At 70.7% G+C, this 25,272-nt stretch carries 17 protein-coding genes; 7 read left to right on the top strand and 10 right to left on the bottom strand.

Annotated features, from left to right (window positions below; all coding sequences use genetic code 11):
• Positions 1–192 precede the first annotated feature (192 nt).
• Both QM720_RS03255 and QM720_RS03250 read left to right on the top strand, forming a co-directional pair.
• On the top strand, positions 193–1,647 hold the full coding sequence (locus QM720_RS03255) for a sulfatase (protein WP_415124726.1): 1,455 nt from the start codon (positions 193–195) through the stop codon (positions 1,645–1,647).
• A 205-nt stretch (positions 1,648–1,852) separates the two neighbouring features.
• Complete coding sequence (locus QM720_RS03250; protein ID WP_415124725.1) at positions 1,853–4,276, top strand: glycoside hydrolase family 2 TIM barrel-domain containing protein; 2,424 nt, start codon at positions 1,853–1,855, stop codon at positions 4,274–4,276.
• Between the two features lie 251 nt (positions 4,277–4,527).
• Here QM720_RS03250 and QM720_RS03245 read toward each other — a convergent pair whose 3' ends face one another.
• Both QM720_RS03245 and QM720_RS03240 read right to left on the bottom strand, forming a co-directional pair.
• The gene (locus QM720_RS03245) at positions 4,528–5,892 is read right to left on the bottom strand and encodes an MFS transporter (protein ID WP_415127791.1); all 1,365 of its coding nucleotides are present in this window, start codon (positions 5,890–5,892) and stop codon (positions 4,528–4,530) included.
• A gap of 5 nt (positions 5,893–5,897) precedes the next feature.
• The gene (locus QM720_RS03240; protein ID WP_415124724.1) at positions 5,898–6,329 is read right to left on the bottom strand and encodes a MarR family winged helix-turn-helix transcriptional regulator; all 432 of its coding nucleotides are present in this window, start codon (positions 6,327–6,329) and stop codon (positions 5,898–5,900) included.
• Positions 6,330–6,407: 78 nt separating this feature from the next.
• Here QM720_RS03240 and QM720_RS03235 point away from each other — a divergent pair, with 78 nt between their 5' ends.
• The 3 genes from QM720_RS03235 to QM720_RS03225 are packed head-to-tail and all read left to right on the top strand — an operon-like array spanning position 6,408 to position 9,270.
• Positions 6,408–7,268: an alpha/beta hydrolase gene (locus QM720_RS03235; RefSeq protein WP_415124723.1), complete on the top strand. Its 861-nt coding sequence runs from the start codon at positions 6,408–6,410 to the stop codon at positions 7,266–7,268.
• 5 nt (positions 7,269–7,273) lie between these two features.
• Complete coding sequence (locus QM720_RS03230; RefSeq protein ID WP_415127789.1) at positions 7,274–8,323, top strand: biotin/lipoate A/B protein ligase family protein; 1,050 nt, start codon at positions 7,274–7,276, stop codon at positions 8,321–8,323.
• Positions 8,302–9,270: a DNA-methyltransferase gene (locus QM720_RS03225; protein ID WP_415124722.1), complete on the top strand. Its 969-nt coding sequence runs from the start codon at positions 8,302–8,304 to the stop codon at positions 9,268–9,270. The genes QM720_RS03230 and QM720_RS03225 overlap by 22 nt, the downstream gene beginning before the upstream one ends.
• 124 nt (positions 9,271–9,394) lie before the next feature.
• Here the strand turns inward: QM720_RS03225 and QM720_RS03220 are convergent, their stop codons facing one another.
• Positions 9,395–10,915, bottom strand: coding sequence for a carboxylesterase/lipase family protein (locus tag QM720_RS03220; RefSeq protein ID WP_415124721.1), 1,521 nt, complete (start codon positions 10,913–10,915; stop codon positions 9,395–9,397).
• Between the two features lie 30 nt (positions 10,916–10,945).
• On the bottom strand, positions 10,946–12,256 hold the full coding sequence (locus tag QM720_RS03215) for an MFS transporter (RefSeq protein WP_415124720.1): 1,311 nt from the start codon (positions 12,254–12,256) through the stop codon (positions 10,946–10,948).
• A 133-nt stretch (positions 12,257–12,389) separates the two neighbouring features.
• Between QM720_RS03215 and QM720_RS03210 the strand changes: the two genes are divergently transcribed.
• Positions 12,390–13,592 (top strand): ROK family protein, encoded by a 1,203-nt coding sequence (locus QM720_RS03210; protein ID WP_415124719.1) that lies wholly within the window; start codon positions 12,390–12,392, stop codon positions 13,590–13,592.
• Positions 13,593–13,620: 28 nt separating this feature from the next.
• On the opposite strand, the gene QM720_RS03205 is transcribed toward QM720_RS03210, so the two are convergent.
• Positions 13,621–14,247, bottom strand: a complete 627-nt coding sequence (locus QM720_RS03205; protein WP_415124718.1) for a TetR/AcrR family transcriptional regulator — start codon at positions 14,245–14,247, stop codon at positions 13,621–13,623.
• A gap of 102 nt (positions 14,248–14,349) precedes the next feature.
• On the opposite strand from QM720_RS03205, the gene QM720_RS03200 reads away from it, so the two are divergent.
• Entirely contained in the window at positions 14,350–16,602 is a 2,253-nt protein-coding gene (locus tag QM720_RS03200) for a glycoside hydrolase family 3 C-terminal domain-containing protein (RefSeq protein WP_415124717.1), read from the top strand.
• A 54-nt stretch (positions 16,603–16,656) separates the two neighbouring features.
• Here QM720_RS03200 and QM720_RS03195 read toward each other — a convergent pair whose 3' ends face one another.
• The 5 genes from QM720_RS03195 to pgm form a co-directional block, all read right to left on the bottom strand.
• On the bottom strand, positions 16,657–19,311 hold the full coding sequence (locus QM720_RS03195; RefSeq protein ID WP_415124716.1) for a glycoside hydrolase family 3 protein: 2,655 nt from the start codon (positions 19,309–19,311) through the stop codon (positions 16,657–16,659).
• An 89-nt stretch (positions 19,312–19,400) separates the two neighbouring features.
• A complete protein-coding gene (locus tag QM720_RS03190; RefSeq protein ID WP_415124715.1) occupies positions 19,401–20,705 on the bottom strand; it encodes an MFS transporter in 1,305 nt (434 codons plus the stop codon).
• Between the two features lie 407 nt (positions 20,706–21,112).
• Positions 21,113–22,090 (bottom strand): UDP-glucose 4-epimerase GalE, encoded by a 978-nt coding sequence (galE, locus tag QM720_RS03185; protein ID WP_415124714.1) that lies wholly within the window; start codon positions 22,088–22,090, stop codon positions 21,113–21,115.
• 67 nt (positions 22,091–22,157) lie between these two features.
• Positions 22,158–23,069 carry a histidine phosphatase family protein gene (locus QM720_RS03180; RefSeq protein ID WP_415124713.1) on the bottom strand — a complete coding sequence of 304 codons (912 nt, stop codon included), beginning with the start codon at positions 23,067–23,069 and terminating at the stop codon, positions 22,158–22,160.
• Positions 23,070–23,621: 552 nt separating this feature from the next.
• Positions 23,622–25,265 (bottom strand): phosphoglucomutase (alpha-D-glucose-1,6-bisphosphate-dependent), encoded by a 1,644-nt coding sequence (gene pgm, locus QM720_RS03175; protein WP_415124712.1) that lies wholly within the window; start codon positions 25,263–25,265, stop codon positions 23,622–23,624.
• Positions 25,266–25,272: the final 7 nt, after the last annotated feature.

Here is a 25,272-nt window from a genome sequence, read left to right as displayed (position 1 = left end):
TCCAGACCTCTCCAGACTTCTCCTGACTGTCGGGCGCGGCCAGTCTAGAGTGCCGGCGGGAGCGGCGCCCATCTCAGCGGCACCGGGTTCGCGATCGTGACGAGCCGGCACGACGCTGTCGGGGCGCCTGCGGCAACTGGCGGAGACGGAGCACGGGCTCGCCCCGCACCCGCGGGTGGTACCGTCCGTACCGTGAGCCCGCGTCGCCCCAACATCCTCCTCGTCCTCACCGACGATCACGCCGCCCATTCGATCGGCGCCTACGGAGCGGTCGTCAACGAGACGCCGCGCATCGACGAGCTCGCCGATGCCGGCGTGCGCATGGACCGCTGCTACGTCACCAACTCGCTGTGCTCGCCCAGCCGGGCCTCGATCCTCACGGGCACCTACAGCCACGTCAACGGCGTCACGACGCTGTTCACCCCGATCGACGCGAGCCAGCCGACGTTCATCTCGCAGCTGAAGGCGGCCGGCTACCGCACCGCCATCGTCGGCAAGTGGCACATGGGCGAGGGGCCCGAAGCGAATCCGCAGGGCTTCGACTACTGGGACGTGCTCATCAACCAGGGCGAGTACTTCGACCCCCGATTCCTCTCGCCGGACGGCATCCGTCACGAACCCGGCTACGCGACCGACGTCATCACCGATCTCGCGCTGAACTGGCTCGAACAGCACAGCGGCGACGGCCCGTGGTGCGTGCTGATCTGGCACAAGGCTCCGCACCGCTCGTGGGAGCCCGACGACAAGCACAAGGACATGTACAGCGAGCCGATCCCGGTGCCGGGCACCTTCTGGGACGACTACAGCACCCGGTCGGCGTCGGCGCGGCGAGCCCTCATGCGCATCGTCGACTACCTCAACAAGGAGGACATGAAGATCGACCCGCCCGAGGGGCTCAGCTACGACGAGCTCGCGCTGTGGAAGTACCAGCGCTACATGGAGGACTACCTGCGCTGCGTCGCGTCGGTCGACGACAACGTCGGGCGGGTGATCGATTGGCTGCGCGCGCGCGACGAGTTCGACGACACGCTGTTCATGTACTCGTCGGATCAGGGCTTCTTCCTCGGCGAGCACGGCTGGTTCGACAAGCGGTTCATGTACGAGGAGTCGCTGCGCATGCCGCTGATCCTCAGCTACCCGCGGGTGCTGCCGGCGGGGGCCGTGCACGAGGGCATCGTGACGAACGTCGACTTCGCGCGCACGATCCTCGATGCGGCGGGCGTCGAGCCGCACGAGCGGATGCAGGGTCGCAGCTTCCTCGGCGACCTCCTCGGCGCGCCCACGTCGCCGCCGGCCGAGGGCATGTACTACCGCTACTGGGAGAACGACGACTGGTTCCACAAGGCGCCGGCCCACTACGGGTACCGCGACGAGCGCTACAAGATCATCTGCTTCTACAACGCGAGCCTGGGTCTGGCCGGTGCCGGGTTCTTCGAGTACCCGGTCGAGTGGGAGCTGTACGACCTCGAGGTCGACCCCGACGAGCTGAACAACGTCTACGCCGACCCCGCCTACGCCACGGTTCGCGAGACGATGACGGCGAAGCTCGCCCGCGCGCAGGCCGATGTCGGCGACGAGCCCTGGACGGGGGAGGCGATCACCGACGACCAGCGGATCCCGATCCTCACCCGCCTGACCTCCCGCTGACCCCGGCATCCTCTCTCTCCCTCCCTCCCTCCCTCCCTCCCTCCCTCCTCTCCTTTCCGCGAGACAGCATCGGTGCACCGAGACTGCGGTTGCCCGCTGCAGTCTCGGTGCACGGATGCTGTCTCACCGGCAGCGGAGGCGCCGGCGGGGCGGGGGCGGGGGCCGCGGGTAGGCTCGCAGCAACCCGAAACGCGAAGGAGAACTCGTGATCCGCATCCCGTTCACCGACGGCTGGACTGTCGGCCCCAAGCTCGGGGCCTTCGAATCACGGGATGCCGCGACGGCCGCGGTGCCGGTCGCGATCCCGCATGACGCGCTGCGCGACCTGCCGCGCTCGGCCGACAGCACGCAGGGGGTGCACGCGGGGTATATTCCCGGCGGCGTATTCGAGTACGCGAAGACCTTCGACGTGCCGTCCGAGTGGCGCGACAAGACGGTGCGCTTCGAGTTCGAGGGCGTCTACCGCGACGCCACGGTGTACGTGAACGGCGACTTCGCGGCGCACGAGCCGGGCGGCTACACCGCCTTCACGGTGCTCGCCGACCCGTTCCTGCGCTTCGGCGAGGTCAACACCGTCACCGTCGAGGCGCGCGTGCACAAGGACAGCCGATGGTATACCGGTGGCGGCATATACCGACCCGTGCATCTCATCGTCGCCGACCCAGTGCACCTCGCCCTCGACGGGACGACCGTCGTGACGACCGACATCGACACCGAGCGGGCGCTCGCCGAGATCGCCACCCGCGTCGAGAACGACACCCGGCACACGGCGACGCTGCGGGTCTCGTGGACCGTGACGGATGCCGACGGCGTCGCGGTCGCCGCCGCCGACTCGCCCGTGACGGTGCTGCCCGGTGCCGATGCCGTGGCACGCGTGCGGCTGCCGCTGCCGTCTCCGCGGCTCTGGGGGCCGGACGACCCGCACCGGTACACGTTGCGGACGGTGCTCACTCGGGCCTCCGGGGCGCCGGTCGACGACGACGTCACGTCGTTCGGCGTGCGCCGGCTGCAACTCGACCCGCAGCACGGGCTGCGCATCAACGGGAAGACGACCGATCTGCGCGGCGCGTGCGTGCACCACGACAACGGCCCGCTCGGCGCGATCACCGTCGCGGCGGCCGAAGACCGCAAGGTGCGGCTGCTCAAGGCGGCGGGCTTCAACGCGATCCGCAGCGCGCACAATCCGGCATCCCGCGCACTCCTCGAAGCCTGCGACCGGCACGGCATGCTCGTCATGGACGAGCTGACCGACGTGTGGACCCGGGCCAAGACGGCGTTCGACGCGTCGATCGGGTTCGAGCGGCAGTGGCCGGCCGACGTCGCGGCGCTCGTCGCGAAGGACCGGAACCATCCGAGCGTCGTGCTGTACTCGATCGGCAACGAGATCCTCGAGCTCGCGACCCCGCACGGGGCGACGTGGAGCCGGCGGCTCGCCGAGGAGTTCCGCCGCCTCGACCCGACGCGGTTCGTGACGAACGGCATCAACGGGATCATCGCGAACCTGGCGCGCATCGCCGAGGCGCAGGCCGAGGCATCCGCCGACCCGAACACGATGATGGCCGACCTCGGCGAGCAGATGGCGGCGATGAACGCGTCGAGCCTCGTCACCGACTCGATCGAGGAGTCGGCCGCCGTGCTCGATGTCGTCGGGTTCAACTACGCCGATTCGCGGTATGCGATGGATGCCGACCTCTACCCGCACCGCGTCATCGTCGGCTCGGAGACCTTCCCCGACCGCATCGCGGTGCTGTGGGACGCGGTGCGCCGGCATCCGCACGTCATCGGCGACTTCACCTGGACCGGCTGGGACTACATCGGCGAGGCCGGCATCGGCCGCGTCGACTACACCGACGAGCCCGGCTACGCGCCGACCGGCACCGCGGGGCCGTATCCGTACCTGCTCGCGCGGTGCGGCGACATCGACATCACCGGCGTGCGCCAGGCGCCGTCGTACTACCGCGAGATCGCGTTCGGCCTGAGCGCGGGCCCGTGGATCGGGGTGCACCGGCCGCAGCATCACGGCCGGCCGACCGCCAAGACGCCGTGGTCGTGGGACGACGTCGTCGGCTCGTGGACCTGGGCGGCCGCGCCCGGGGCTCCGGTCACCGTCGACGTCTACGCCGCCGCCGACGAGGTCGAGCTCGTGCTCGACGGGGCGGTCGTGGGACGCGCGCGGGTGGGGGAGGTGCGCCCGCTCGTTGCACGGTTCGAGACGGAGTATCGGCCCGGTTCGCTCGTGGCGGTCGCCTACGCGGGCGGTGTCGAGACGGGTCGCGCGCAGTTGCGCACGGCGGGCGAGGCCGGGCTGACGGCGTGGGTCGAGGACGCCGGCGACGGCGCGCTCGGGCTCGACGGCCTCGCTTTCGTGCCGATCGCGCTCGCCGATGCCGACGGCGTCGTGGCGTGCGACCGCGACGTGCTCGTCACGGTGACCGTCGACGGGTCGGGCGAGCTCGCGGGGCTCGGCAGTGCGCGTGCCCGCACCGAGGAGTCGTTCGCCGGCCCGGCCGTGACGACGTTCGACGGCCGCGCGCTGGCGATCGTCCGGCCGACCGGCGCCGGCGAGATCGGCGTGACGGTCACGGCCGAGGGCTTCGCGCCCGTGCGCGTGACCATCGCCGCAGTGTGAGCCGCCGGTTGCGCCGCCGGTTGCGCCCGCCGGTTGCGCCGCCGGTTGCGCCGTCGCCGCGAAAAACGGAAAAGTCGTGAAATACGGATGGATCTGGCCTGCGGCATCCGTTTTTGGCGACATATCCGTTTTTCGCGGCGCGGGAGGGCGGGCGTTCAGGAAGAGCGGGTGGATGCCGGCCGGTGGATGCCGGCGGGTGGAGGCCGGGCGGATGGCGGCGGGCGGATGCCGCCGGATGCCGCCGGATGCCGTCAGGGGCGCGGCGGGGTGACCGTGCGGATCGGGGTCGTCGAGGCGATCGCGTCGCTGAACTCCTCGGGCGCGGCGGGCTGGACGAGCGCGACCGCGTCGGCGACCTGGGCGTCGATGATCGAGATGGGCCGGGTCTCGTCGAGGGTCATCCCGAACCGCCGGCCCGGATCGCGATGCACGCGGCCCGAGGTGAGCACCCACGTCACGCCGATGGCGCAGGCGAGCAGCCCCGCCGCCGCGCCGGCCTGGATCGCGGCCCGCGGCCCGAAGGTCGTCGCGACCCACCCGATGATGGGCGCGCCGACCGGCGTCGACCCCATGATGACCGCCATGTACAGCGCCATGACGCGGCCGCGCAGGGCCGCCGACGTGGTGGTCTGCACGTAGCCGTTGGCGGTCGTCAGCATCGTGACGGTGCACAGGCCGACGAACACGAGCGTGACGGCGTAGGTCAGGTACGTCGGCATGAACGACGAGATCAGCCCGGTCGCGCCGAACCCGCCGGCGGCGAGCACGACCACCCGCAGCTGTGCCCGCGCGCGCCGCGCGGCCAGCAGGGCGCCGGTGAGCGAGCCGATCGCGAGCACCGAGCTGAGCACGCCGTAGCCGTCGGCATCCTGCCCGAATTCGAGGGCCATCGTCGAGGCGTAGATCGGGAAGTTCATGCCGAACGCGCCGATGAGGAAGACGATGACGAACGTGACGCGCAGATCGGGGCGGCCCCAGACGTAGCGGAAGCCCTCCGACAGGCGCTGCGCCCCCGTCGCGCGCACCCGCGGCGTCAGCTCGTCGGCGTGCATGAGCAGCAGTGCGATCAGCATCGCGAGGAACGTCGCGGCGTTCAGCAGGAACACCCATCCGGTGCCGACGGCGACGATGAGCACGCCGCCGACGGCCGGCCCGATGAGGCGCGCCATGTTGAACGACGCCGAGTTCAGCGCCACGGCGTTCGACGCGTTCTCGCGCGAGACGACATCGGTCACGAACGCCTGCCGCGCCGGACTGTCGAACGCGTTCGCGATGCCGAACAGCAGCGCGAACAGGTACATCAGCGGCAGCGTCATGACGCCGCTGAGCAGCAGCGTGCCGACCAGGATCGCCAGCAGCATCAGCGCCGACTGCGTCGCGTACAGCACCTTGCGGCGGTCGAACCGGTCGGCGACCCAGCCGGTGAGGCTCACGAGCACGAGCGGCGGGCCGAACTGCAGCGCCATCGTGACGCCCATGGCCGTCGCGTCGTTGTCGGTGAGCTGCGTCAGCACGACCCAGTCCTGGGCGGTGGCCTGCATCCAGCCGCCGATGTTGGAGATGAGCGCGCCGATCGCCCAGACGCGGAAGTTGTAGATCGACAGCGAGCGGAACATCGGGCTCATCGGGATGCCACCTCCCGCATGACGGCGGCGGCCTCGTGCAGCGTCGCACGCTGCGCCGGGGTGAGCTCGGCGAGAGCCTGCTCGAGCCACGAGTCGCGGCGGCGCACGGTCTCGTCGACGACGTCGCGGCCGGCATCGGTCAGGGCGATGTTGACCTTGCGCCGGTCGTCCTCGTCGGGGGTGCGGCTGAGGTATCCGGCCTCTTCGAGGCAGTTGACGGTGCGGTTCATCGACGGCGCCGAGACGCGTTCGCGGTCGGCGAGCTCGCCCAGGGTGTGCGGGCCGTGGAGCGACAGCGCGGCCAGGACGGCGAACTGGCCGTCGCTCATGGTGTCGACGGCCCGCTCGGAGCGCAGGCGCCGGGCCAGCCGGAAGGTGGCCATGCGGAGATCGGAGGCTTCGGAGAACGGGGTCGGGGTGGTGCTCATGACGATTGTTTAGCCTAGCTCATTAGTCTTGCTAAGTAAATCGGGGAGGGATGCCGGCATCCGCCGTAGGATCGGCTCATGTCCCGCGAAGAACGGTCGTTCACCGATGCCCACGGCATCCGGATCTTCTACGACGTGCACCCCGTCGCCGCGCCGCGCGCGGTCGTGCAGCTGCTGCACGGGGTGGGCGAGCACGCCGGCCGGTACGGCGCCGTCATCGCGCGGCTGAACGCCGCGGGCTTCACGGTGTACGCCGACGACCACCGCGGCCACGGGCGCACCGGCATGGCGCAGTACGACGGCGACGGGGCGAAGCTCGGCCGGCTCGGGCCCGGCGGGCACCGCGCCGCCGTCGCCGCGCTGTGGCAGTTCACGCAGCTCATCCGCGACGAGAACCCGGGGCTGCCGCTGGCGATCCTCGGGCACTCGTGGGGGTCGTTCCTCGCGCAGATCCTCGTGAACGACCACCCCGAGGCGTACGACGCCGTCGTGCTGAGCGGCTCGTCGCTGCGCTGGCCCGGCGCGCTGAACTCGGGCGACCTCAACAAGCCGTGGAAGGCGCCGGATGCCATGGGCACCGAGTGGCTGTCGTCGGACCTCGCGGTCGGGCGGGCGTTCCTCGACGACCCCCTCACCACCGACACTCCGCTGCTGAAGCTGTTCGGCCCCGTCGACGCGATGCGCATCATGGGCCTGCCGAGAAAGCACCTGAAGGTCGACCTGCCCGTGCTGCTGATGGTCGGCCGCGACGACACCGTCGGCGGCCCGCGCAGCGTCCACCGCCTCGCCGAGGCCTACCGCACGCGGTCGGGCTTCTCCGACGTCACGACCCTCGTCTACCCCGGCGCGCGGCACGAGATCTTCAACGAGGTCATGGCCGGCGAGGTCTACGACGACCTCGCCGCGTGGCTGCAGGCGCACTTCCCCGAGCGGGCGTGAGCGGCGTGCACGGAGAGTACAAGGTTCCCGGCGGCAAGCTCGTCGTCGTCGATCTCCAGGTGCAGGGCGGCCGCATCGCCGACTTCCACCTCGCGGGCGACTTCTTCCTCGAGCCCGACGATGCGCTCGACGACATCGACGCCGCCGTGAACGGACTGCCGGTCGAGACGGATGCCGCGGGCATCGCCGCGGCGGTGCGCGCGGCACTGCCCGAGGGCGCGCAGCTGCTCGGGTTCACGCCGGAGTCGGTCGGCACCGCCGTGCGGCGCGCCCTCGTCACCGCGCCCGGCTGGCGCGACTTCACGTGGGAGATCGTGCACGAGAAGGCCGTCTCGCCGCGCATGAACCTCGCCCTCGACGAAGTGCTCACCACCCGTGTGGGCGACGGGCGGCGCCAGCCGACGCTGCGGATCTGGGAGTGGGACGAGTCGGCCGTCGTCATCGGCTCGTTCCAGTCGTACCGCAACGAGGTCGACCCGGAGGGCGCGGCGCGGCACGGCTTCGACGTCGTGCGGCGCATCTCCGGCGGGGGAGCGATGCTCATGGCCGCGGGGGCGATCGTGACGTATTCGCTGTATGTGCCGGCATCCCTCGTGGCGGGGATGACCTTCGCCGACTCGTACGCGTTCCTCGACGAGTGGGTGCTGCAGGCGCTGCGCTCGCTCGGGATCGCGGCGACCTACCAGCCGCTCAACGACATCGCCTCACCCCAGGGCAAGATCGGCGGTGCCGCGCAGAAGCGGCTCGCCGGCGGCGGCGTGCTGCACCACGCGACCCTGTCGTACGACATGGACGGCCAGGTGATGACCGAGGTGCTGCGCATCGGCCGCGAGAAGCTGTCGGACAAGGGCACGACCTCGGCCGCCAAGCGCGTCGACCCGCTCCGCAGCCAGACCGGGCTGCCGCGCGAGGCGATCATCCAGCGGCTCAAGGAGACGTTCACGGCGCTGTACGCCGCCGAGCCGGGGGCGATCACCCCGGACGAGTACGCCGAGGCCGCGGCGCTGGTGGAGTCGAAGTTCGCCACGGATGCGTGGCTGCACCGGGTGCCGTGACGGTCACGATCCACCACGGCGACAATCTCGCCGTCGCCGCGACGCTGCCGGCGGGGTCGTTCGCGCTCGTGTACCTCGACCCGCCCTTCAACACCGGGCGCGTGCGGGGGCGCGCCGTGGAACAGGCGCTCACCTCGGGGGCCACAACTCAGGCAGAACCGCACGGGGCCGATTCCGCGCCAGCACGCGGCGCCGGCTCCGATGCGACGGCGAACAGCCTGAGTCATGCGCCGGCCGCGCCCGTGAAGACCGGGTTCCGGGGGACGAGCTACGCGCGCCTGCGCGGTGACCTGCGGCGCTACGACGACCGGTTCGACGACTACTGGGAGTTCCTCGAGCCGCGACTGCGCGAGGCGTGGCGGCTGCTGGCCGACGACGGCACGCTGTACCTGCACCTCGACTACCGCGAGGCGCACTACGCCAAGGTGCTGCTCGACGCCCTGTTCGGGCGGGAGTGCTTCCTCAACGAGCTGATCTGGGCGTACGACTACGGTGCCAAGAGCCGCCGGCGCTGGCCGACCAAGCACGACACGATCCTCGTCTACGTCAAGAACCCGGCGGGGTACTTCTTCGACTCCGACGCCGTCGACCGCGAGCCGTACATGGCCCCGGGCCTCGTCACGCCCGAGAAGGCAGCCCGCGGCAAGCTCCCCACCGACGTCTGGTGGCACACGATCGTGCCGACGAGCGGACGGGAGAAGACCGGATACCCGACGCAGAAGCCCGAGGGCATCCTGCGGCGCATCGTCCAGGCCTCCAGCCGCCCCGGCGACCGTGTGCTCGACCTCTTCGCCGGCAGCGGCACGACCGGCGCGGTGTGCCTCGCGCTCGGCCGCGACGCCGTGCTCGTCGACGACAACCCCGAGGCGATCGCCGTCATGCGATCCCGGATGCCGCAGGCTCTCGTCGCGGCCCGCCATCAGACGAGCGGCGGCACCGACACGTAGGCATCGGCGGTGGTGCGGTGGGCGGCCAGCGCGCGCGAGACCCGCTTTCCGGATCGAGACCCATGACTGGGACGCGGGTCTCGATCCGCAGACGGGGTTTCGCCGCGAAGCGGCGGGCGCGGGCTCAGAGGAGCGCGGCGACCGAGGCGTAAGCGCCGGTCACGTCGGCGGTCGTCCCGGCGGGGCCGCCGAACACGCGCGCCGTGCCGGGGGTCGCCGACCACGCCGGCCAGCCCGGGTCGCCGTCCACGACGAGCGCGACCGCCGCCGCGTGGGTCGCGTCGGCGAGGCTCTGCGGCGGGTTGGGCCCGGTGAGATTGTCGAGTTGCACAGAGCCTTCTGGTTGCAGAGGATCGAGGCAGTCGAACCAGAACGGCACGTCGATGCAGTGCACCGCGAGGCCGCGCACCATGCCGGGCTGCGTCGAGCGGAACGAGTACCGGTACACCCACGTCGGCGCGGCTCCCCGCGCGCGGGCGGTCGTCACGACCCCCGTCCGGAACATCCGGTCGGTGAGGTAGCGCCCCAGCACGGCGGCGTGGCCGCGCCTGACGACGTCGCGATTGGCGGCCAGATAGGCCTTGCGCGCGGCCCCCCGCAGCCCCACCCTGCCGAGCAGCACCGACAGCGGAATCCAGCGGAGCGTGCCCGCGGCCTCGGCGAGGGCCATCGTGAACTCGTCGTCGGTCGCACCGAGCACGAGCGGCTTGTCGGCGCCGACTCCGGCGCGCAGCGACTCGAGCGTGGGCCGGGTGATGAGGTCGCCGTCGATCGTGGGTCCGAGCCCCAGCCCCTCCTCCGCCATCCGGCTCAGGGCGTCGGGGCCGGAGATGTCCGTCGCGGCCTTCTGCGCCTCCAGGATGCCCTCCTCGCTCACCGCCGACAGCCCGGCGCGGGTCGGGGCGACCCCGAGCCGCGCCGCGATGTCCAGGCCGAGCGCTTCGGCGCGCGCGGGGGCCACGTCGGCGGTCGCCCCGGAGAGGGCGTAGACGCTGTGGAACAGGTGCTGCGCCGCCGGCATCCCGAGCAGCGTCAGCACCGCCCCGCCGCCCGCGGACTGCCCCGCGATCGTGACGCGGCCCGGGTCGCCGCCGAACGCGGCGATGTTCTCCTGCACCCACTCCAGCGCCAGCAGCCAGTCGCGCACGCCGCGGTTGGAGGGGGCGTCTTCGATCCAGCCGAACCCGTCGAAGCCGAGACGGTACGAGATCGATACCGTCACGACCCCGTCGCGGTTGAACGACCGCCCGTCGTACCACGGGCTCGCCGGCGACCCGGCGAAGTAGCCGCCGCCGTGGATCCATACGAGCACCGGCAGCCGCGCCGCGGTGTCGCCGGGCGCCGGCGTGAAGACGTTGACGTTGAGCGTCGAGGGGCCCGGCACCGACGGCTCCGGGATGAGGGTGACGCCGGGGTCGCCGCGCTGCGCCGTCGCGCCGAACGCGAGCGCGTCGCGCACACCCTCCCAGGGTGCGACCGGCACCGGCGCCGCGAACCGGAGGTCGCCGACCGGCGGCTTCGCGAACGGGATGCCGAGGAAGGCGGCACTGCGCACCGCCGTCCCGGGGATGTCGCGCCAGGCGCCGCGGACGCGCCCGGCGCGGGTGCTCGCCTCGACGTGGGCGGTGGGGACGTCGTCGGTCATCCGATCACTCCTTGCGTGCACGTGCCGGGTTCAGCGGACGCTCTTGATGGGCGCCACGGCGACGGCGGCGATCAGCACGAAGACCATGGCGAACACGAACAGCATCGGGTAGCCGCCGAGCGACGTGATGATGACGCCCGCGACGGCGGCGCTCATGGCCTGCGGGATGTTGGTGGCGATGTTCAGGATGCCGAGATCCTTCGCCGCGTCCTTGCCGCCGCCGGGCAGAACCTCCGTCATGAGCGCCGTGTCGACCGACATGTAGAAGCCGAAGCCGAAGCCGATGATGATGTTCATGAGGGTCATGCCGGTCATGTCGGGCAGGAACAGCGGCAGCGACAGGCTCGCGACCATGATGACCGACGAGGCGTAGATGAAGACCTTGCGGCGGCGGATCCGGTCGCTCCACCAGCCCGACAGGGCCACCGCGACGAGGGTGGGCACGAGGCCCGCGAGCGTCAGGGTGACCTGCGCGCCGGCGGCATCCGTCAGAGACATGCCGATGTAGTCGGTGAGGATGTACAGGCCGTACGCCGAGACGACGAAGTAGCCGAGCATGAACAGGAACCGCGCGGTGAAGGCCCAGAAGAAGTCGGGGTTCTGCTTCGGGTTGACCCAGAACCCGGCGAGGAAGCCCTTCCCGCTCCACGGCGCGACGGCGGCGTCCTTCGACGACCAGTCGCGGTCGATGACCACGTACGCGACCGTGACCACGATGACGATGACGCCGAAGACCGCGTAGCCGACGCCGACGTTGGCGGCGAACTGGCCGGCGACGACGACGCCGAGCGTCGCGCCGATCTGCATGCCCAGGCCGAACATGGCGCTGGCGGCGCCGCGGCGGTCGCGCGGGAAGCGATCCGGGGTGATCGCCGACAGCGGCCCCTGCAGGGCGTTCAGCGAGACCTGGATGCAGACCCAGAACACGGTGAGCCAGAGGATCGAGTTCAGCAGGCCCATCCCGAACAGCAGGATGCCGCCGATGAGCGCACCGCCGACCATCCACGGCGCCCTCCGGCCGAACCGCGAGCGGGTGCGGTCGCTGATCGCACCGACGATGGGCTGGGCGAACAGGGTGAAGACGAACGAGGTCGTCATGATGATCGCGAGGTTGCCGACCTTGTTCTCGGGGTCGATCGTGGCGACCTGGATGGGCAGCAGGATGGCGATGAGCCCGGCGTACGAGGCGAACAGTGCGAGCGCGACCAGGAGGATGCCGGGGAGCGTGCGCTTCGTGGGCGGCGGGCTGGCCGGCGGCTCTCCCGCCGCGGGCGGCTCGCTGCGGATGGTCCCGGTGGGGGCGACGCTCAGGGCGGGGTCGGGGGCGGGATGCGTGCTCATGCGGAGACTCCTCGTCGTCGAGATCTGCTCGGGTGGGTGCGGACGCGCGAACGTGTCCGCTCAGTAGTGTGTCCCATTCCTCCATAAAGTTCAAGAGCTGAATTATGTGAGGGGAGGTCGTACGATGAGAGCCATGCCCCTTGCCACGCCCGATCTGCGCCGGCACAATCTCGGCCTCGTGCTGGCGCGCGTGTGCACCGCCGGCGGCGAGGCGAGGGCCGATATCGCGGCGGCGACCGGACTGTCGCGGGGCGCGGTGACCTCGCTCGCGGCGGAGCTGATCGACGCCGGGCTCATCGAAGAGGCGGAGGTCGTCGCAGCGGCCGGACTCGGACGACCGCGGACGATGCTGCGGTCGGCGGCATCCGCGCCCTGCGTCCTGATCGCCCTGCTCGACGCCGACCACGCCGCCGCCGTGGCCAGCACCCTCTCCGGTGAAGAACTGGTGCGCGTGTCCCGGCGCCACGGCCGCCCGATGGGGGACCCGCAGGCGATCGCGCGGGTGCTCGCCGAGGTGATCGACGAGGCCGCCGCACAGCTCGGGCGGGCCGGGCGACGCATCGCCGAACTGTCCATCGTGGTGTGGGCGCCCGTCGGCGGCACCCCTGCACGCGTGCTCGCCGACACCGACCTCGAGTGGGATGAGGTCGATCTGCTCGCCCTGTTGCGCACGGACTCGACGGCGGTGGCGGCCTTCGAGGCGACCGGGGGGCAGGTGCGGCTGGTGTCCGATTCCCTCGTGGCCGCCCTCGCCGAGCACGACGCCGTCGGCGGGGAGACGGTGCTGTACCTCAAGGCCGACTCCGGCATCGGCGGCGCCGTCGTGCTGGCCGGTGCCACCGCGGCGGCACCCCGGGTGCTGGCGGCGGCGCTGGGGCATCTGCCGGTCGTGCCGGACGGCGAACTGTGCGGATGCGGGCAGCACGGCTGCCTCGTGACGGTCGCCGGCCCCGACGCCCTCCTGGAGCGGGCGGGGCTGGCCGACCGTGCCGCCGCCGAGGGACTGACGGCGGCCCTGGACGCGTTCGTCGCCGACGTCTGCGCCGGCACGGAGCCCGCGGCATCCGCCTGGCGGCATGCGGCGGGCGAGATCGCCCGCACGCTGCAGATCGTGGCGCTGACCGTGGCGCCGGATGTCATCGTGCTGGGCGGATTCATCGCGGCCCTCGCCGACGACGTCGACGCCGTGTTCGGTGCGATCCAGCCGCGGATGACTCCGGCGGAAGAGCTTCCGCGTGCCCCGGTGCGCGGCAGCACCCTCGGACCCGACGCCGCCCTGCGCGGGGCGCAGCGCGATGCGCGCTCCCGCCTGCTCGCCGACCCGCTCGCGATCTGAGCCGCGCGCCGGCCTCGCGCGCGGGAGATCAGTCGCGTTCGACGAGGTCGAACAGGGCGCCGACGATGGCGGCCATGTCGAGGTCGGGTTCGAGCATCCACTGCACCTGCAGGCCGTCGGCGACCGCCTGGAAGAGGCGCGCGAGCGTGTCGGGGCCGACGCGGTCGGTGACCCGCCCCTCGGCCTGCCGGCGCGCCAGAGACGCGCCGAAGGCCTCGCGGAGCAGCCGGTTGCGTTCGAGGAAGAAGCGGTGCGCCGGGTGCTCCGGATCGGCGGCATCCACCGACAGCTGCGCGAACAGCTGCACGAGCCCGGGAACCTCGGCGTTGTGCTGGACGATGCCGACATAGCCGCCGCGCACGTCGTCGACGACCGGGTGCTCCGGGTCGAGGCCGAACGACCGCGAGTCGACCTCGTCGCGCTTGCGGAGGATCGCGGTGAACAGCTCCTCCTTGCTGCCGAAGTAGTGCAGCAACCCCGCCTGGCTCAGTCCCGCGGCCTCGGCGAGCTCTTTCACGGATGCCCCGCGGTAGCCCGACCGCGCGATGACCTCGAGCGAGCGCGCGAGGATCTCCTCACGCTTGGCGACGCCCTTCGCGTAGGCGCCGCGTCGCGCCGGCGCGTCCGGTGCCGGAGATGCGGAGCCTGGTGTCATAGGAGAAGTAAACCCGAACGATGCTTGATTTCTCAAAACCAAATCTCATAAGGTTTTTCGGAGTGCTCACTGCCGAGCGCGCCGCCGACGCAAGGATCGAAGATGACTGACGTGTCCGACCTCACCCTGGAAGAAAAGGCCGCGCTCACCAGCGGCGCGAGCTTCTGGTACACCAAGCCGATCGACCGGCTGGGCGTGCCGTCGATCATGGTCACCGACGGACCGCACGGCCTGCGCAAGCAGCGCGAGGGCGGCGACCACCTGGGGCTCGGCGACAGCGTCCCGGCCACCTGCTTCCCGCCGGCGGTCGGCATCGGCTCGTCGTGGGACGTCGATCTCATCGGCCGGGTGGGCGCGGCCCTGGGCGCAGAGACGTCGATCGAGAACGTCGCCGTGCTGCTCGGCCCGGGCATCAACATCAAGCGCTCGCCGCTGTGCGGCCGCAACTTCGAGTACCTGTCCGAGGATCCGATCGTCTCGGGCGTGCTCGGTGCGGCCTACGTCAACGGCGTGCAGTCGCAGGGCGTCGGCACGTCGCTCAAGCACTTCGCCGCCAACAACCAGGAGTTCGACCGGATGCGGGCCAGCTCCGACGTCGACCCGCGGCCGCTGCGCGAGATCTACCTGCGCGGCTTCGAGCGCGTCGTCAAGGACGCCCAGCCGTGGACCGTCATGTGCGCCTACAACCGCGTCAACGGCGTGTACGCGTCGGAGGATCCGTGGCTGCTGACGCAGGTGCTGCGCGACGACTGGGGCTTCGAGGGCCTCGTCGTGTCGGACTGGGGCGCCGTCAACGACCGCGTCGTGGGGCTGCCGGCCGGACTCGACCTGGAGATGCCGTCCAGCGGCGGCGTCACCGACGCCCAGCTGGTCGCGGCGGTGCGCGCCGGGACGCTGGACGAGAAGTCCCTCGACATCGCCGCCGGCCGCGTGCTCGACCTCGTGCGCACGTCGCAGGAGGGCGCCGGTCGCGTCGCCGGGCCGCTGGACGTCGACGCGCACCACGCCCTCGCCCGCGAGGCGGCCGGGCGCTCGATCGTGCTGCTGCGCAACGACGGCGGCATCCTTCCGCTGAGGCGCGACGCGAAGCTTGCCGTCATCGGCGCGTTCGCAGGCAACCCGCGCTACCAGGGTGCCGGCTCGTCGCTCATCCACCCGACGCGGCTCGACACGGCGCTCGAAGAGATCCGCGCGCTGGCGGATGCCGAGGTGCCCTACGCCGCCGGCTTCGGCCTGTCGGCGGTCACCACCGACGACGAGAACGCCGCGCTGCGGGACGAGGCCGTCGCCGTGGCGGCGGGTGCCGACACGGTCGTGCTGTTCCTCGGCCTGCCCGCGCGGCTGGAGTCGGAGGGCTACGACCGCGAGGACATCGACCTGCCGGCCGAGCAGCTGGCGCTCCTGGACGCCGTGCTGGCCGTCAACCCGAACGTCGTGGTGGTGCTGTCCAACGGCGGCGTCGTGGCGCTGCCGTTCGCCGGCCGCGTGCCGGCGATCGTCGAGGCGTGGCTGCTGGGTCAGGCCGGTGGCGGCGGCACCGCCGACGTGCTGTTCGGCGTCGTGAACCCGTCGGGCAAGCTCGCCGAGACGATCCCGCTGCGCCTGGCCGACAGCCCCGCCTTCCTCGACTTCCCGGGCGAGTTCGGGCACGTCCGCTACGGCGAGGGGCTGTTCGTCGGCTACCGCTGGTACGACGCGCGACGGTTCGAGGTCGCGTTCCCGTTCGGCCACGGCCTGTCGTACACGACGTTCGCGTACGGCGAGCCCGCGGCATCCGTGAACGCCGCGGGCGACATCGAGGTGACGCTCGATGTCACCAACACCGGCGCGGCGTCGGGCCGCGAGATCGTGCAGGTCTACACGTCGCTGCCGGGCTCGGCCGTGCAGCGGCCGGTGCGCGAGCTGAAGGGCTTCGCGTCGGTGGCGCTGGATGCCGGCGAGACCCGGGCGGTGACGATCACGGTGCGCCGCGCCGACCTCGCGTACTGGGACATCCGGGTCGACGGGTGGGTCGTGGAGGGCGGGACGTACACGGTGGAGACGGCGGCGTCGAGCCGCGACCTGCGCGGTGCGACGACGGTCGAGGTCGTTGCCGACGACGTGCGGGTTCCGCTGAGCCGCGAGTCGTCGATCGGCGACGTGTTGGAAAACCCCGTCGCGGGCCCCCTCCTGCAGGCCGCGCTCGCGCAGATGATGGCCGGGCTGGAGGGTCTTCAGTCGGTCATGCCCGAGGGCGTCGACATGTCGAAGATGATGAACTCGCTGCCCATCGGCCGCATCGCGATGCTCGCCGGCGACCAGGCGCCCCCGGAGATGATCGACGCCCTCATCGCCGCCGGCAACGCCCCGCAGTAAGAGTGCGAAACGGGGTGGGCGCCCGGCGCCCACCCCGTTTCTGGGAGTCGCGGTTCAGCCCACCGCGACGCTTCCGGTGAGGCGGATGTCGCGCGAAGACGCGCCGACGAGCACCTCGACCCGACCTGCAGGAGTGACGAAGTCGTGGCTGTCGACGTCGTAGTACGACACCGACCGCCGCGAGATCGGAACCTCGACCCGCGCCGACTCGCCCGGTTGGAGGCTCACCTTGGCATACCCGGCCAGCTGCTTCGGCGGGGTGAGCACCGGGGCGTCGATCTTGCCCGCGTACACCTGCACGATCTCGCTGCCGGCCCGGTCGCCGGTGTTGGTGATGGTCACCGATGCGGTGCCCACCGCGTCACCCTCGCCCGCGGCGACCGACAGGTCGGAGTACGCGAACGTCGTGTAGCCCAGGCCGTGGCCGAAGGCATACGTCGGTTCGAGGCCGCCGGCATCCTGCGCGCGATATCCCACGAGCACGCCCTCGTCGTAGTGCACGTGACCGTCGACGCCGGGGTAGGTCCGGGCGCTCGCGACGGGCGTGTCGGCCAGCGACGCCGGAACCGTCAGCGGCAGGCGTCCGCCGGGCTCGACGACGCCGGTGAGCACGTTGGCCAGCGCCCCGCCCTGCGCCTGGCCCGGGAACCACGCCTGCAGGATCGCGTTCGGCTGTCCGCCCCAGACGGTCGTGTCGATCGGGCTGCCCGTCATGAGCACGACCACGGTCGGCGTGCCGCTGGCCAGCACCGAGGCGATGAGGTCGTTCTGGCCCGACGGCAGGCCCATGTGCGGGCGGTCGTCGCCCTCGGCCTCGTACGAACGTGCGGCGATGATGGCCACATCCGCCTCGCGGGCCAGCGCGGTGGCCGCCTCGACGTCGGGCGAGTGCACGCCCGCGGGCGGGTTCCAGCCCAGGCGCACCTTGGCGCCCAGCAGCCAGTTGTCCTCGAACGCCGGGTGGTCGGTCGCGTACTCGAACACGACGTCATACGGCGCGCCCGCCTCGAGCGTGAAGACGATCTCGTCGAGGTCGGCGGCGGCGTCGGCGGTGCCGCCCCCTCCGCCGACACTGCCGCGGAAGCCGCTGACGGCCGCGTGGCCGACGCCGGCCGCCGCGCCCGAGCTGGCCACGGGCTCGTACGACGTCTGCAGCGCGCCGGAGACGCGCTCCTTGGAGCGGTGCACGACGCCGCCGATGGAGAGCGTGTAGCTGCCGAGGCTCGTCACCACGACCTCGTAGTCACCGGTCACCGGCACCGTGAGGGTGCCCGTGTACCGCACCGACAGCTTGTTGTTGAGCTCGCCCGGCAGCAGCGGGTAGCGCGCCGACGAGGCGTTGAAGCCGGGGAAGTTGTGGAACCCCAGCAGCAGTTCGGCCGCGCCCTCGGTGCGCGAGACGAGCGGGTCGCCGGAGAAGTCGGTGCTCGTGTAGAAGTCGGCGTGCAGACCCTTGTCGCCGTTGGGCGCCGTGAAGAAGCTCGCCGGAATCGCGTCGGGCCCGGGCAGGAGCGCCGCCGGGGTGATCGGGTTCGAGCCGTAGGCCGTCACGATCTCGACGTCGTCGCCGAACGCCTCCCGCAGACCCGCGAGCGGCGAGACCACCTTGGTGGGCAGGACCTGCGAGCTGCCGCCGCCCTTGGCGGTGACGTCGTCGACGTCCGAGCCGATGAGGGCGATCTTGCGGACGCCCCGCAGCGGGAGCACGCCGTCGTTGCGCAGCAGCACCATCGAACGCTCGGCGATCGACTGGGCGATGTCGTGGTGCGCCTCGGCGTCGAAGTCCTCGATCGTCGTGCGGTTCTCGAGCTGACCCATCCCGATCAGGGGGCGCAGGATGCGGCGCACCTTCTCGTCCAGCGTCTCCTCGCTGACCTCGCCGTCGTTCCAGGCGTGCCACAGCTTGGCGCCCCAGAATCCTTCGCCGGGCTGCTCCTGGTCGAGGCCGGCGTTCGCCGACTCCGCCGTGGAGTGGTTGGCGCCGTAGTCGCTCATGATCCAGCCGCGGAAGCCGAGACGGTCCCGCAGGATGTCGGTGAGCAGTTCGCTGTTGTCGCACGCGAAGGTGCCGTTGACGCGGTTGAACGAGGCCATCATGGATGCCACCTGGCCCTCCTGCACGAGAGCCTCGAACGGCGGCAGGTACAGCTCCATCATCGTGCGCTCGTCGATGACGGCGTCGATGGACGAGCGGTGGTCTTCCTGGTTGTTGATCGCGTAGTGCTTCGCGCACGCCTGCACACCCTCGGCCTGGACGGCCTTGACGAAGGCGACGCCGGTGCGCGCGGCCAGGAGCGGGTCCTCGCCGTACGACTCGAACGTGCGGCCGCCGATCGGCACGCGGGCGATGTCGACGGCGGGGCCGAGCGACACGTTGTGGTCGGTCGTGCGGCACTCGACACCGATCACGGTCGCGTAGTCGGTCGCGGCATCCACATCCCACGTCGCTGCGAGCGCGATCGGGGCGGGCAACTGGGTGGCCCTGCCCTCGTGCACGTCGCCGCGGTTGATGCGCACGCCGGCCGGGCCGTCGGCCATCTGCAGCGCAGGGATGCCGAGACGATCGAGGGGGCGGGCGTAGAAGCCGTAGTCCCAGTTCACCTCGCCGGTGACGAGGGAGATCTTGTCGTCGATCGTCAATTGAGCCAGAAGCTCTTCGACGCGGGCGTCGGTCTCGGGCGTGTCCCACCCGGCGTTGGCTGAAGTCATGTGAGGGGTGTCCTGTTGTTGTTCTCAACGCAGAGGGCGCGGCCGACCGTGCTGGCCGGCCGCGCCCTCTGCGGGTCGGAGCCTTGCGGCTACCGCACCTTCTTGATGGGGAAGATCACCAGTGCGCCGAGCAGACAGGCCACGGCACAGACGGTGAACCACACGCTGTAATTCGCACCGCTGACACCACCGGTGGCCGCCAGCACGAAGCCGCCGATCATCGGCGCCAAGGTCTGCGGCAGCGCGTTGGCGATGTTGAGCACGCCGAGATCCTTGCCCGCGTCGTCGGGGTTCGGGAGCACGTCGACCACGAGCGCGAGGTCGACACCGACGTAGACGCCGTATGCCGCGCCCAAGAACAACTCAAGGAGGTAGTACGACGAAATGTCCTGGATGAAGATCAGCGCGAAGGTGCCGATGGCGAACAGTGCCGTCGAGGTCCAGACGAAGATCTTGCGCTTTCCCAGCTTGTCGGAGAGCATGCCCGCCAGCCACGCCGTGACGATCAACGCGCCGGTGTAGACCAGCGTCGTGTTCGCGATCAGAAGACCGATCTCCTCCTCAGGAACCTCGAGGTGATTGATGAGGTACCCGAAGCGGAAGGCGGTGAAGCCGAACGATGCGAACGTGATCAAGAACCGCGACCACCAGGCCAGCGCGTAGTCGGGCTCCTTGACGGGGCTGACCCAGACCGTCTCGATGATCTCGGCCAGGGTCAGGCGCGGCGGCTTGATGGGGAGCACCTTGTCGGGCAGCACGAAGGCGAACACGATCATCGCGCCGATCGCGAGAATCGACGGGATCACGAACACGACGAAGAGGTTGAACGAGAACCAGCCGGCGACGTAGACACCGCCGACGATGCCGAGGTTCTGCGCGATGCCCAGTGCAGCGGTGATCTTTCCGCGCTGGAACTTCGGCACCTGGTCGGCGATCGTCGCGATGAACGGGGCGAGAGTCATGTTCGCGCCGAGCTGTGCGATCGCCCAGCCGATCGTGGCGACCATCAGGCTGGTCCCGAGCGCCATGAAGACGAAACCGATCGTCATGATGACCGTGCCGAGCACGATCCAGATGCGGCGGCGGCCCCACTTGCTGGTCGTCCGGTCGGAAACCCGGCCGAACACCACATTCGCGATGGTGGCGAACAGCGCGCCGACGCCACCCAGGATCGCCTGCGCGGTGTTCAGGCCCGCGCCGGTGTCCTCCACTGCGCCCGTGCTCTGCAGTTCGAGGATCTTCATGCCGATACCGACGATCGCCGGGCCGAGCAGTGCGACGAAGAAGACGAACTGGGCGACGATGAGCCATGTGACGTAGCTCTTGTTCGCCGGCTCCGTTGGCTCCTTGAACCAGTGGTGCGTGTTTGACGCGACTCTGCTGGCCGCCGTCATCCCTGAGGGATTACCCGCGGCCGATCCGCTGACTGATGACATACCTGCCCCCTTTGGCCGGTTTGCTTTCCATATGACCTGCGCTCGCCTGGTTGGAGGGCGCCGGTGACGGGTGGCTGAGCGCCCGTCGTCTAAAACCTAGTCAGGTCAGGTTTCAGGTGCAAGGCCATTCTGAAAAATTGCTGAGAGCTATGTCGCCGCGTCGGCGCCAGCGGCATCCCTTGCTGTCGCCAAAAACAGGAGAAAGCGCGAAAACAGGACGAAAACGGCTCCCGCCGTCCTGTTCTGGCGGAATCTCCTGTTTTCGGTGACGGATGCCGGGGTGACGGCGGCGGGGGTCGTGACGGATGCCGGGGCGACGACGGCGGGGGTCGTGACGGCGGCGGGGGTGACGGCGGCGGGCGGGGTCAGCCCGCGGCGCGGCGCGCGTCCCAGCCGGTGCGCACCATCTCGTCGACCGTGTAGCGGTTGCGCCAGTCGAGGTCGCGGGCGGCGAGGTCTCCGGTGGCGACGATGCGGTCGGGATCCCCCGGCCTGCGGGGCCCGATCCGGGGCGTGAAGCCGATGCCCGTGACGCGGGCCATGGCATCCATGATCTCGCGCACGCTCAGCCCGTTCTGCGAGCCGAGGTTGTACGCGGCCTCGACCGGCTCGCCCGCCTGCAGCCGCTGCGCGGCCACGACGTGGGCCGCGGCGATGTCGCCGACGTGCACGTAGTCGCGCACGTTCGTGCCGTCGGGGGTGTCGTAGTCGTCGCCGTTGATCTGCGGCGTCTGCCCGGCCAGGAGCTTCTCGAACACGATCGGGAAGAGGTTGTGCGGGCTCGTGTCGTACACGGCCGGGTCGGCGGAGCCGACGACGTTGAAGTAGCGCAGCGAGGTGTGGCGCAGGGCGGCATCGGTGCCGGCGGTCGCGGTGGCCTGGTCGCGGATGAGCCACTCGCCGATGAGCTTCGACTCGCCGTAGGGCGAGGCGGGGCGCTTCGGGAGGTCTTCGGTCACGAGCGGCACGTCGGGGGTGCCGTACACCGCCGCGCTCGAGGAGAAGACGATGCGGGTGGCGTCGGCATCCGTCATCGCCTGCAGCACGACGCGCGTGCCCTCGACGTTCTGCTCGTACGTGTGCAGGGGGCGCTGCACCGAGACCCCCGCGTACTTGAAGCCGGCGACGTGGATGACCCCCGTGACGCCGTGCGCGCGCATCGTGTCGGTCAGCAGGTCGCGATCGAGGATGCTGCCTTCGATGAACGGGATGCCGGGCGGCACGAACTCGGCGTGCCCGCTCGACAGGTCGTCGACGACGACGGGATCGATGCCCGCGCTCGACAGTGCGCGCACGACGTGCGCTCCGATGTATCCCGCGCCTCCGGTGACCAACCAGCTCATGTCCGCCACTCTACTCGCGCCCGCGGCCCGATGTTGACGATAACATCGGGCCGCGGGTCGAGAGGGGTTACTGGCGGTAGCTCGTGTCGCCGACGGAGACGACGGTCCAGGCGCCGTTCTTGTAGGTGAGCTTGCTCACCGCGACATTGGAGATCCCGCTGGTCACCGTGGTGCCGAGGGAGTCGATCACGCAGGTGATCGTCAGGCCGCTGGAGACGACGAGCACACGGGCCTCCTTCTGCTTCACCGCCTTCTTGGCGATGTCGTTCAGTGCGGCCATCGCGCGCGTGCTCGCGTCGGTGCAGTCCTCGGCAGGCAGGACGATGCCGGTGTCGGTCGGCTCCTGGGCGATCTCCTTCATCGCCGCCATCATCGCGACCAGACCCTGGTCGGCGATCGCGATGCCCTGCATCGTCTGCCAGCCGCCGTTCTGCCGGTTCGCGTCGGCAGGAGCCTGGGCCGCTGCGTCGTGGTCCACCGTGTAGCCCATGTGCTCGACGATCTCGGTCCACATCTCCTTGTTCTCGGCGCCCTCGTACTTGCCGAAGTTCAGCTCGCGCAGCCGCGAGTCCTGTCCCACGGTGAGCTTGCTCTGGCCGGCGCCCTGCAGGATGTACGACGCGGTCTCGTTGTGACGCTTCATGTCGGCGGAGTACGCCGAGGCGAACGCGCCCTCACGAGCGCGCAGGTTCGTGCCGACGGTCTTCGGGAGGATGCGGGCGTCGAGCACCGAGCCGTCGGCGTTCGTGCCGACCACCAGCGGCGAGTCGGTCCAGCCCTGCACGCGCTCGAGCGTGTTCAGCAGGGTCTGGCCGTGGCGGGTGAGATAGATCGTGACGGTCGTGTCGCGATCGGTGTCGCGGTGCGTCGCGACATCCGAGCTGCTCGGGGCCTGACTCGGCGCGGTCCAGCCGCCGAGGGCGGTGGCGCCGAGGACCACCGCGGTGGCCAGCGCAATACGGGGGATGATGCGTTTCATGGATGTCTCCTTGTGTGGGGAACCGGCGTCGTTGCCGGTCGTTGAAAACCCTGGCGGATAAGGTTTCTCCTCCACAAGGGATCGCGCACGGGATGAGAGCTTTCTCACTCCGCGCCGCAATCCGCCCCCTCGCCCGCCCTCCCTCCCGCGAAACCTCACAAATGTCTGCGTTTTGGGCCCTTTTCGTCGCAAAAGCGGACATTTGTGAGGTCTCGCGAAACCTCACAGATGTCGAGGGGGTGCACGCCGGGCCTCATCCGTCGCAAAGTGCCGCCATCTGGCGGGTTGAGCGTGGTGTGCGACGGATGAAAGGATGCCGCCGCCGCTCATCCGTCGCGAAACACCGCTGTCCGGCGGTTTGACCGTCGTTTGCGACGGATGAGTGAGTGCCGCTGCCCTCACGCTCCGCGAGACCTCACAAATGTCTCGATTTACGGCCCATTTCGCCGCAAAAGCCGACATTTGGGAGGTCTCGTGAAACCTCGCAGATTTCGCGGGCGTCGCGGCTGAGGGCCAACGCCAACCCCCGGCCGAGCTCGCCCTCGGCCGAGGTCACACCCCGCCGAGCGCCTCCGCGACGACGGCGCGGGCCTCGGCCTGCACCTCGGCGAGGTGCTCCGGGCCGCGCAGGCTCTCGGCGTACAGCTTGTACACGTCCTCCGTGCCCGAGGGGCGCGCGGCGAACCAGGCGTGCTCGGTCTGCACCTTGAGGCCGCCGATCGCCGCACCGTTGCCGGGCGCGTGCGACAGCTTCGCCGTGATCGGCTCGCCGGCGAGCTCGGTCGCGGTGACGGCGTCTCCCGAGAGCTTGCCCAGCGCCGCCTTCTGCGCGGGCGTCGCCGGGGCGTCCACCCGCTGATAGGCCGACGCGCCGAACTCGGCCTCGAGCTCGGCGTAGCGCTGCGAGGGGGTCTTCCCCGTGACGGCGATGATCTCCGAGGCCAGGAGACACAGCAGGATGCCGTCCTTGTCGGTCGTCCACACGGTGCCGTCGAAGCGCAGGAACGAGGCGCCCGCCGACTCCTCGCCACCGAAGGCGACCGAGCCGTCGAGCAGCCCCGGGACGAACCACTTGAACCCGACCGGCACCTCCAGCAGCTCGCGGCCGAGCGCGGCGGCGACGCGGTCGATGATCATCGACGAGACGAGCGTCTTGCCCACGGCCGCGTCGGCGGGCCAGCCCGGACGATGCCCGTACAGGTAGTCGATCGCGACGGCGAGGTAGTGGTTCGGGTTCATGAGCCCGGCATCCGGAGTGACGATGCCGTGCCGGTCGGCGTCGGCGTCGTTGCCGGTCAGGACGTCGAACTGGTCGCGGCGCGCGACGAGCGCGGCCATCGCCGACGGCGAGGACGGATCCATCCGGATCTTCTCGTCCCAGTCGAGCGTCATGAACCGCCAGGTCGGGTCGACCTCGGGGTTCACGACGGTGAGGTCGAGGCCGTAGCGCTCGCCGATGAGCGCCCAGTACTCGACGGATGCCCCGCCCAGCGGATCGGCACCGATCCGCACGCCGGCGCGCCTGATCGCCTCGACGTCGATGATGTTGGCCAGGTCGGCGACGTAGCCCTCGCGGAAGTCGTACGACCCGTACGCCCCGTCGGCGATGTCGGCGAAGCGGGTGCGGTGCACACCCTCCAGGCCCGCGGCGATGAGGGCGTTGGCGCGGTCGGCGATCCATCCCGTGGCGTCGGTGTCGGCCGGCCCGCCGTGCGGCGGGTTGTACTTGAACCCGCCGTCGCGGGGCGGGTTGTGCGACGGGGTGACGACGATGCCGTCGGCGCGGCCCGGGTCGTCGGCGGCCCGGCCGCGGTTGTAGGCGAGGATCGCGTGCGACAGGGCCGGCGTCGGCACCCACGCGTCGCGGGAGTCGACGCGCACGTCGACGCCGTTCGCGACGAGCACCTCGATCGCGGTGCGCTCGGCGGGCAGCGACAGCCCGTGCGTGTCGCGGCCGAGGAACAGCGGGCCGGCGATGCCCTGACCGGCGCGATAGTCGACGATCGCCTGGGTCGTGGCGAGGATGTGGTCTTCGTTGAAGCTCGTGCTCAGCGACGAGCCGCGATGGCCGCTGGTGCCGAACGCGACCCGCTGTTCGGGCACGGACGCGTCGGGCTTTCGGTCGTAGTAGGCGGCGATCAGCTCATCGATGTCGATGAGGTCGGATGCTTCGGCTGGCTGTCCTGCTCGGCTCATTCCCACA

Source organism: Microbacterium sp. (assembly GCF_047602155.1).
Taxonomy (GTDB): domain Bacteria; phylum Actinomycetota; class Actinomycetes; order Actinomycetales; family Microbacteriaceae; genus Microbacterium.
This window is presented reverse-complemented; position numbering and strand designations above follow the sequence as displayed.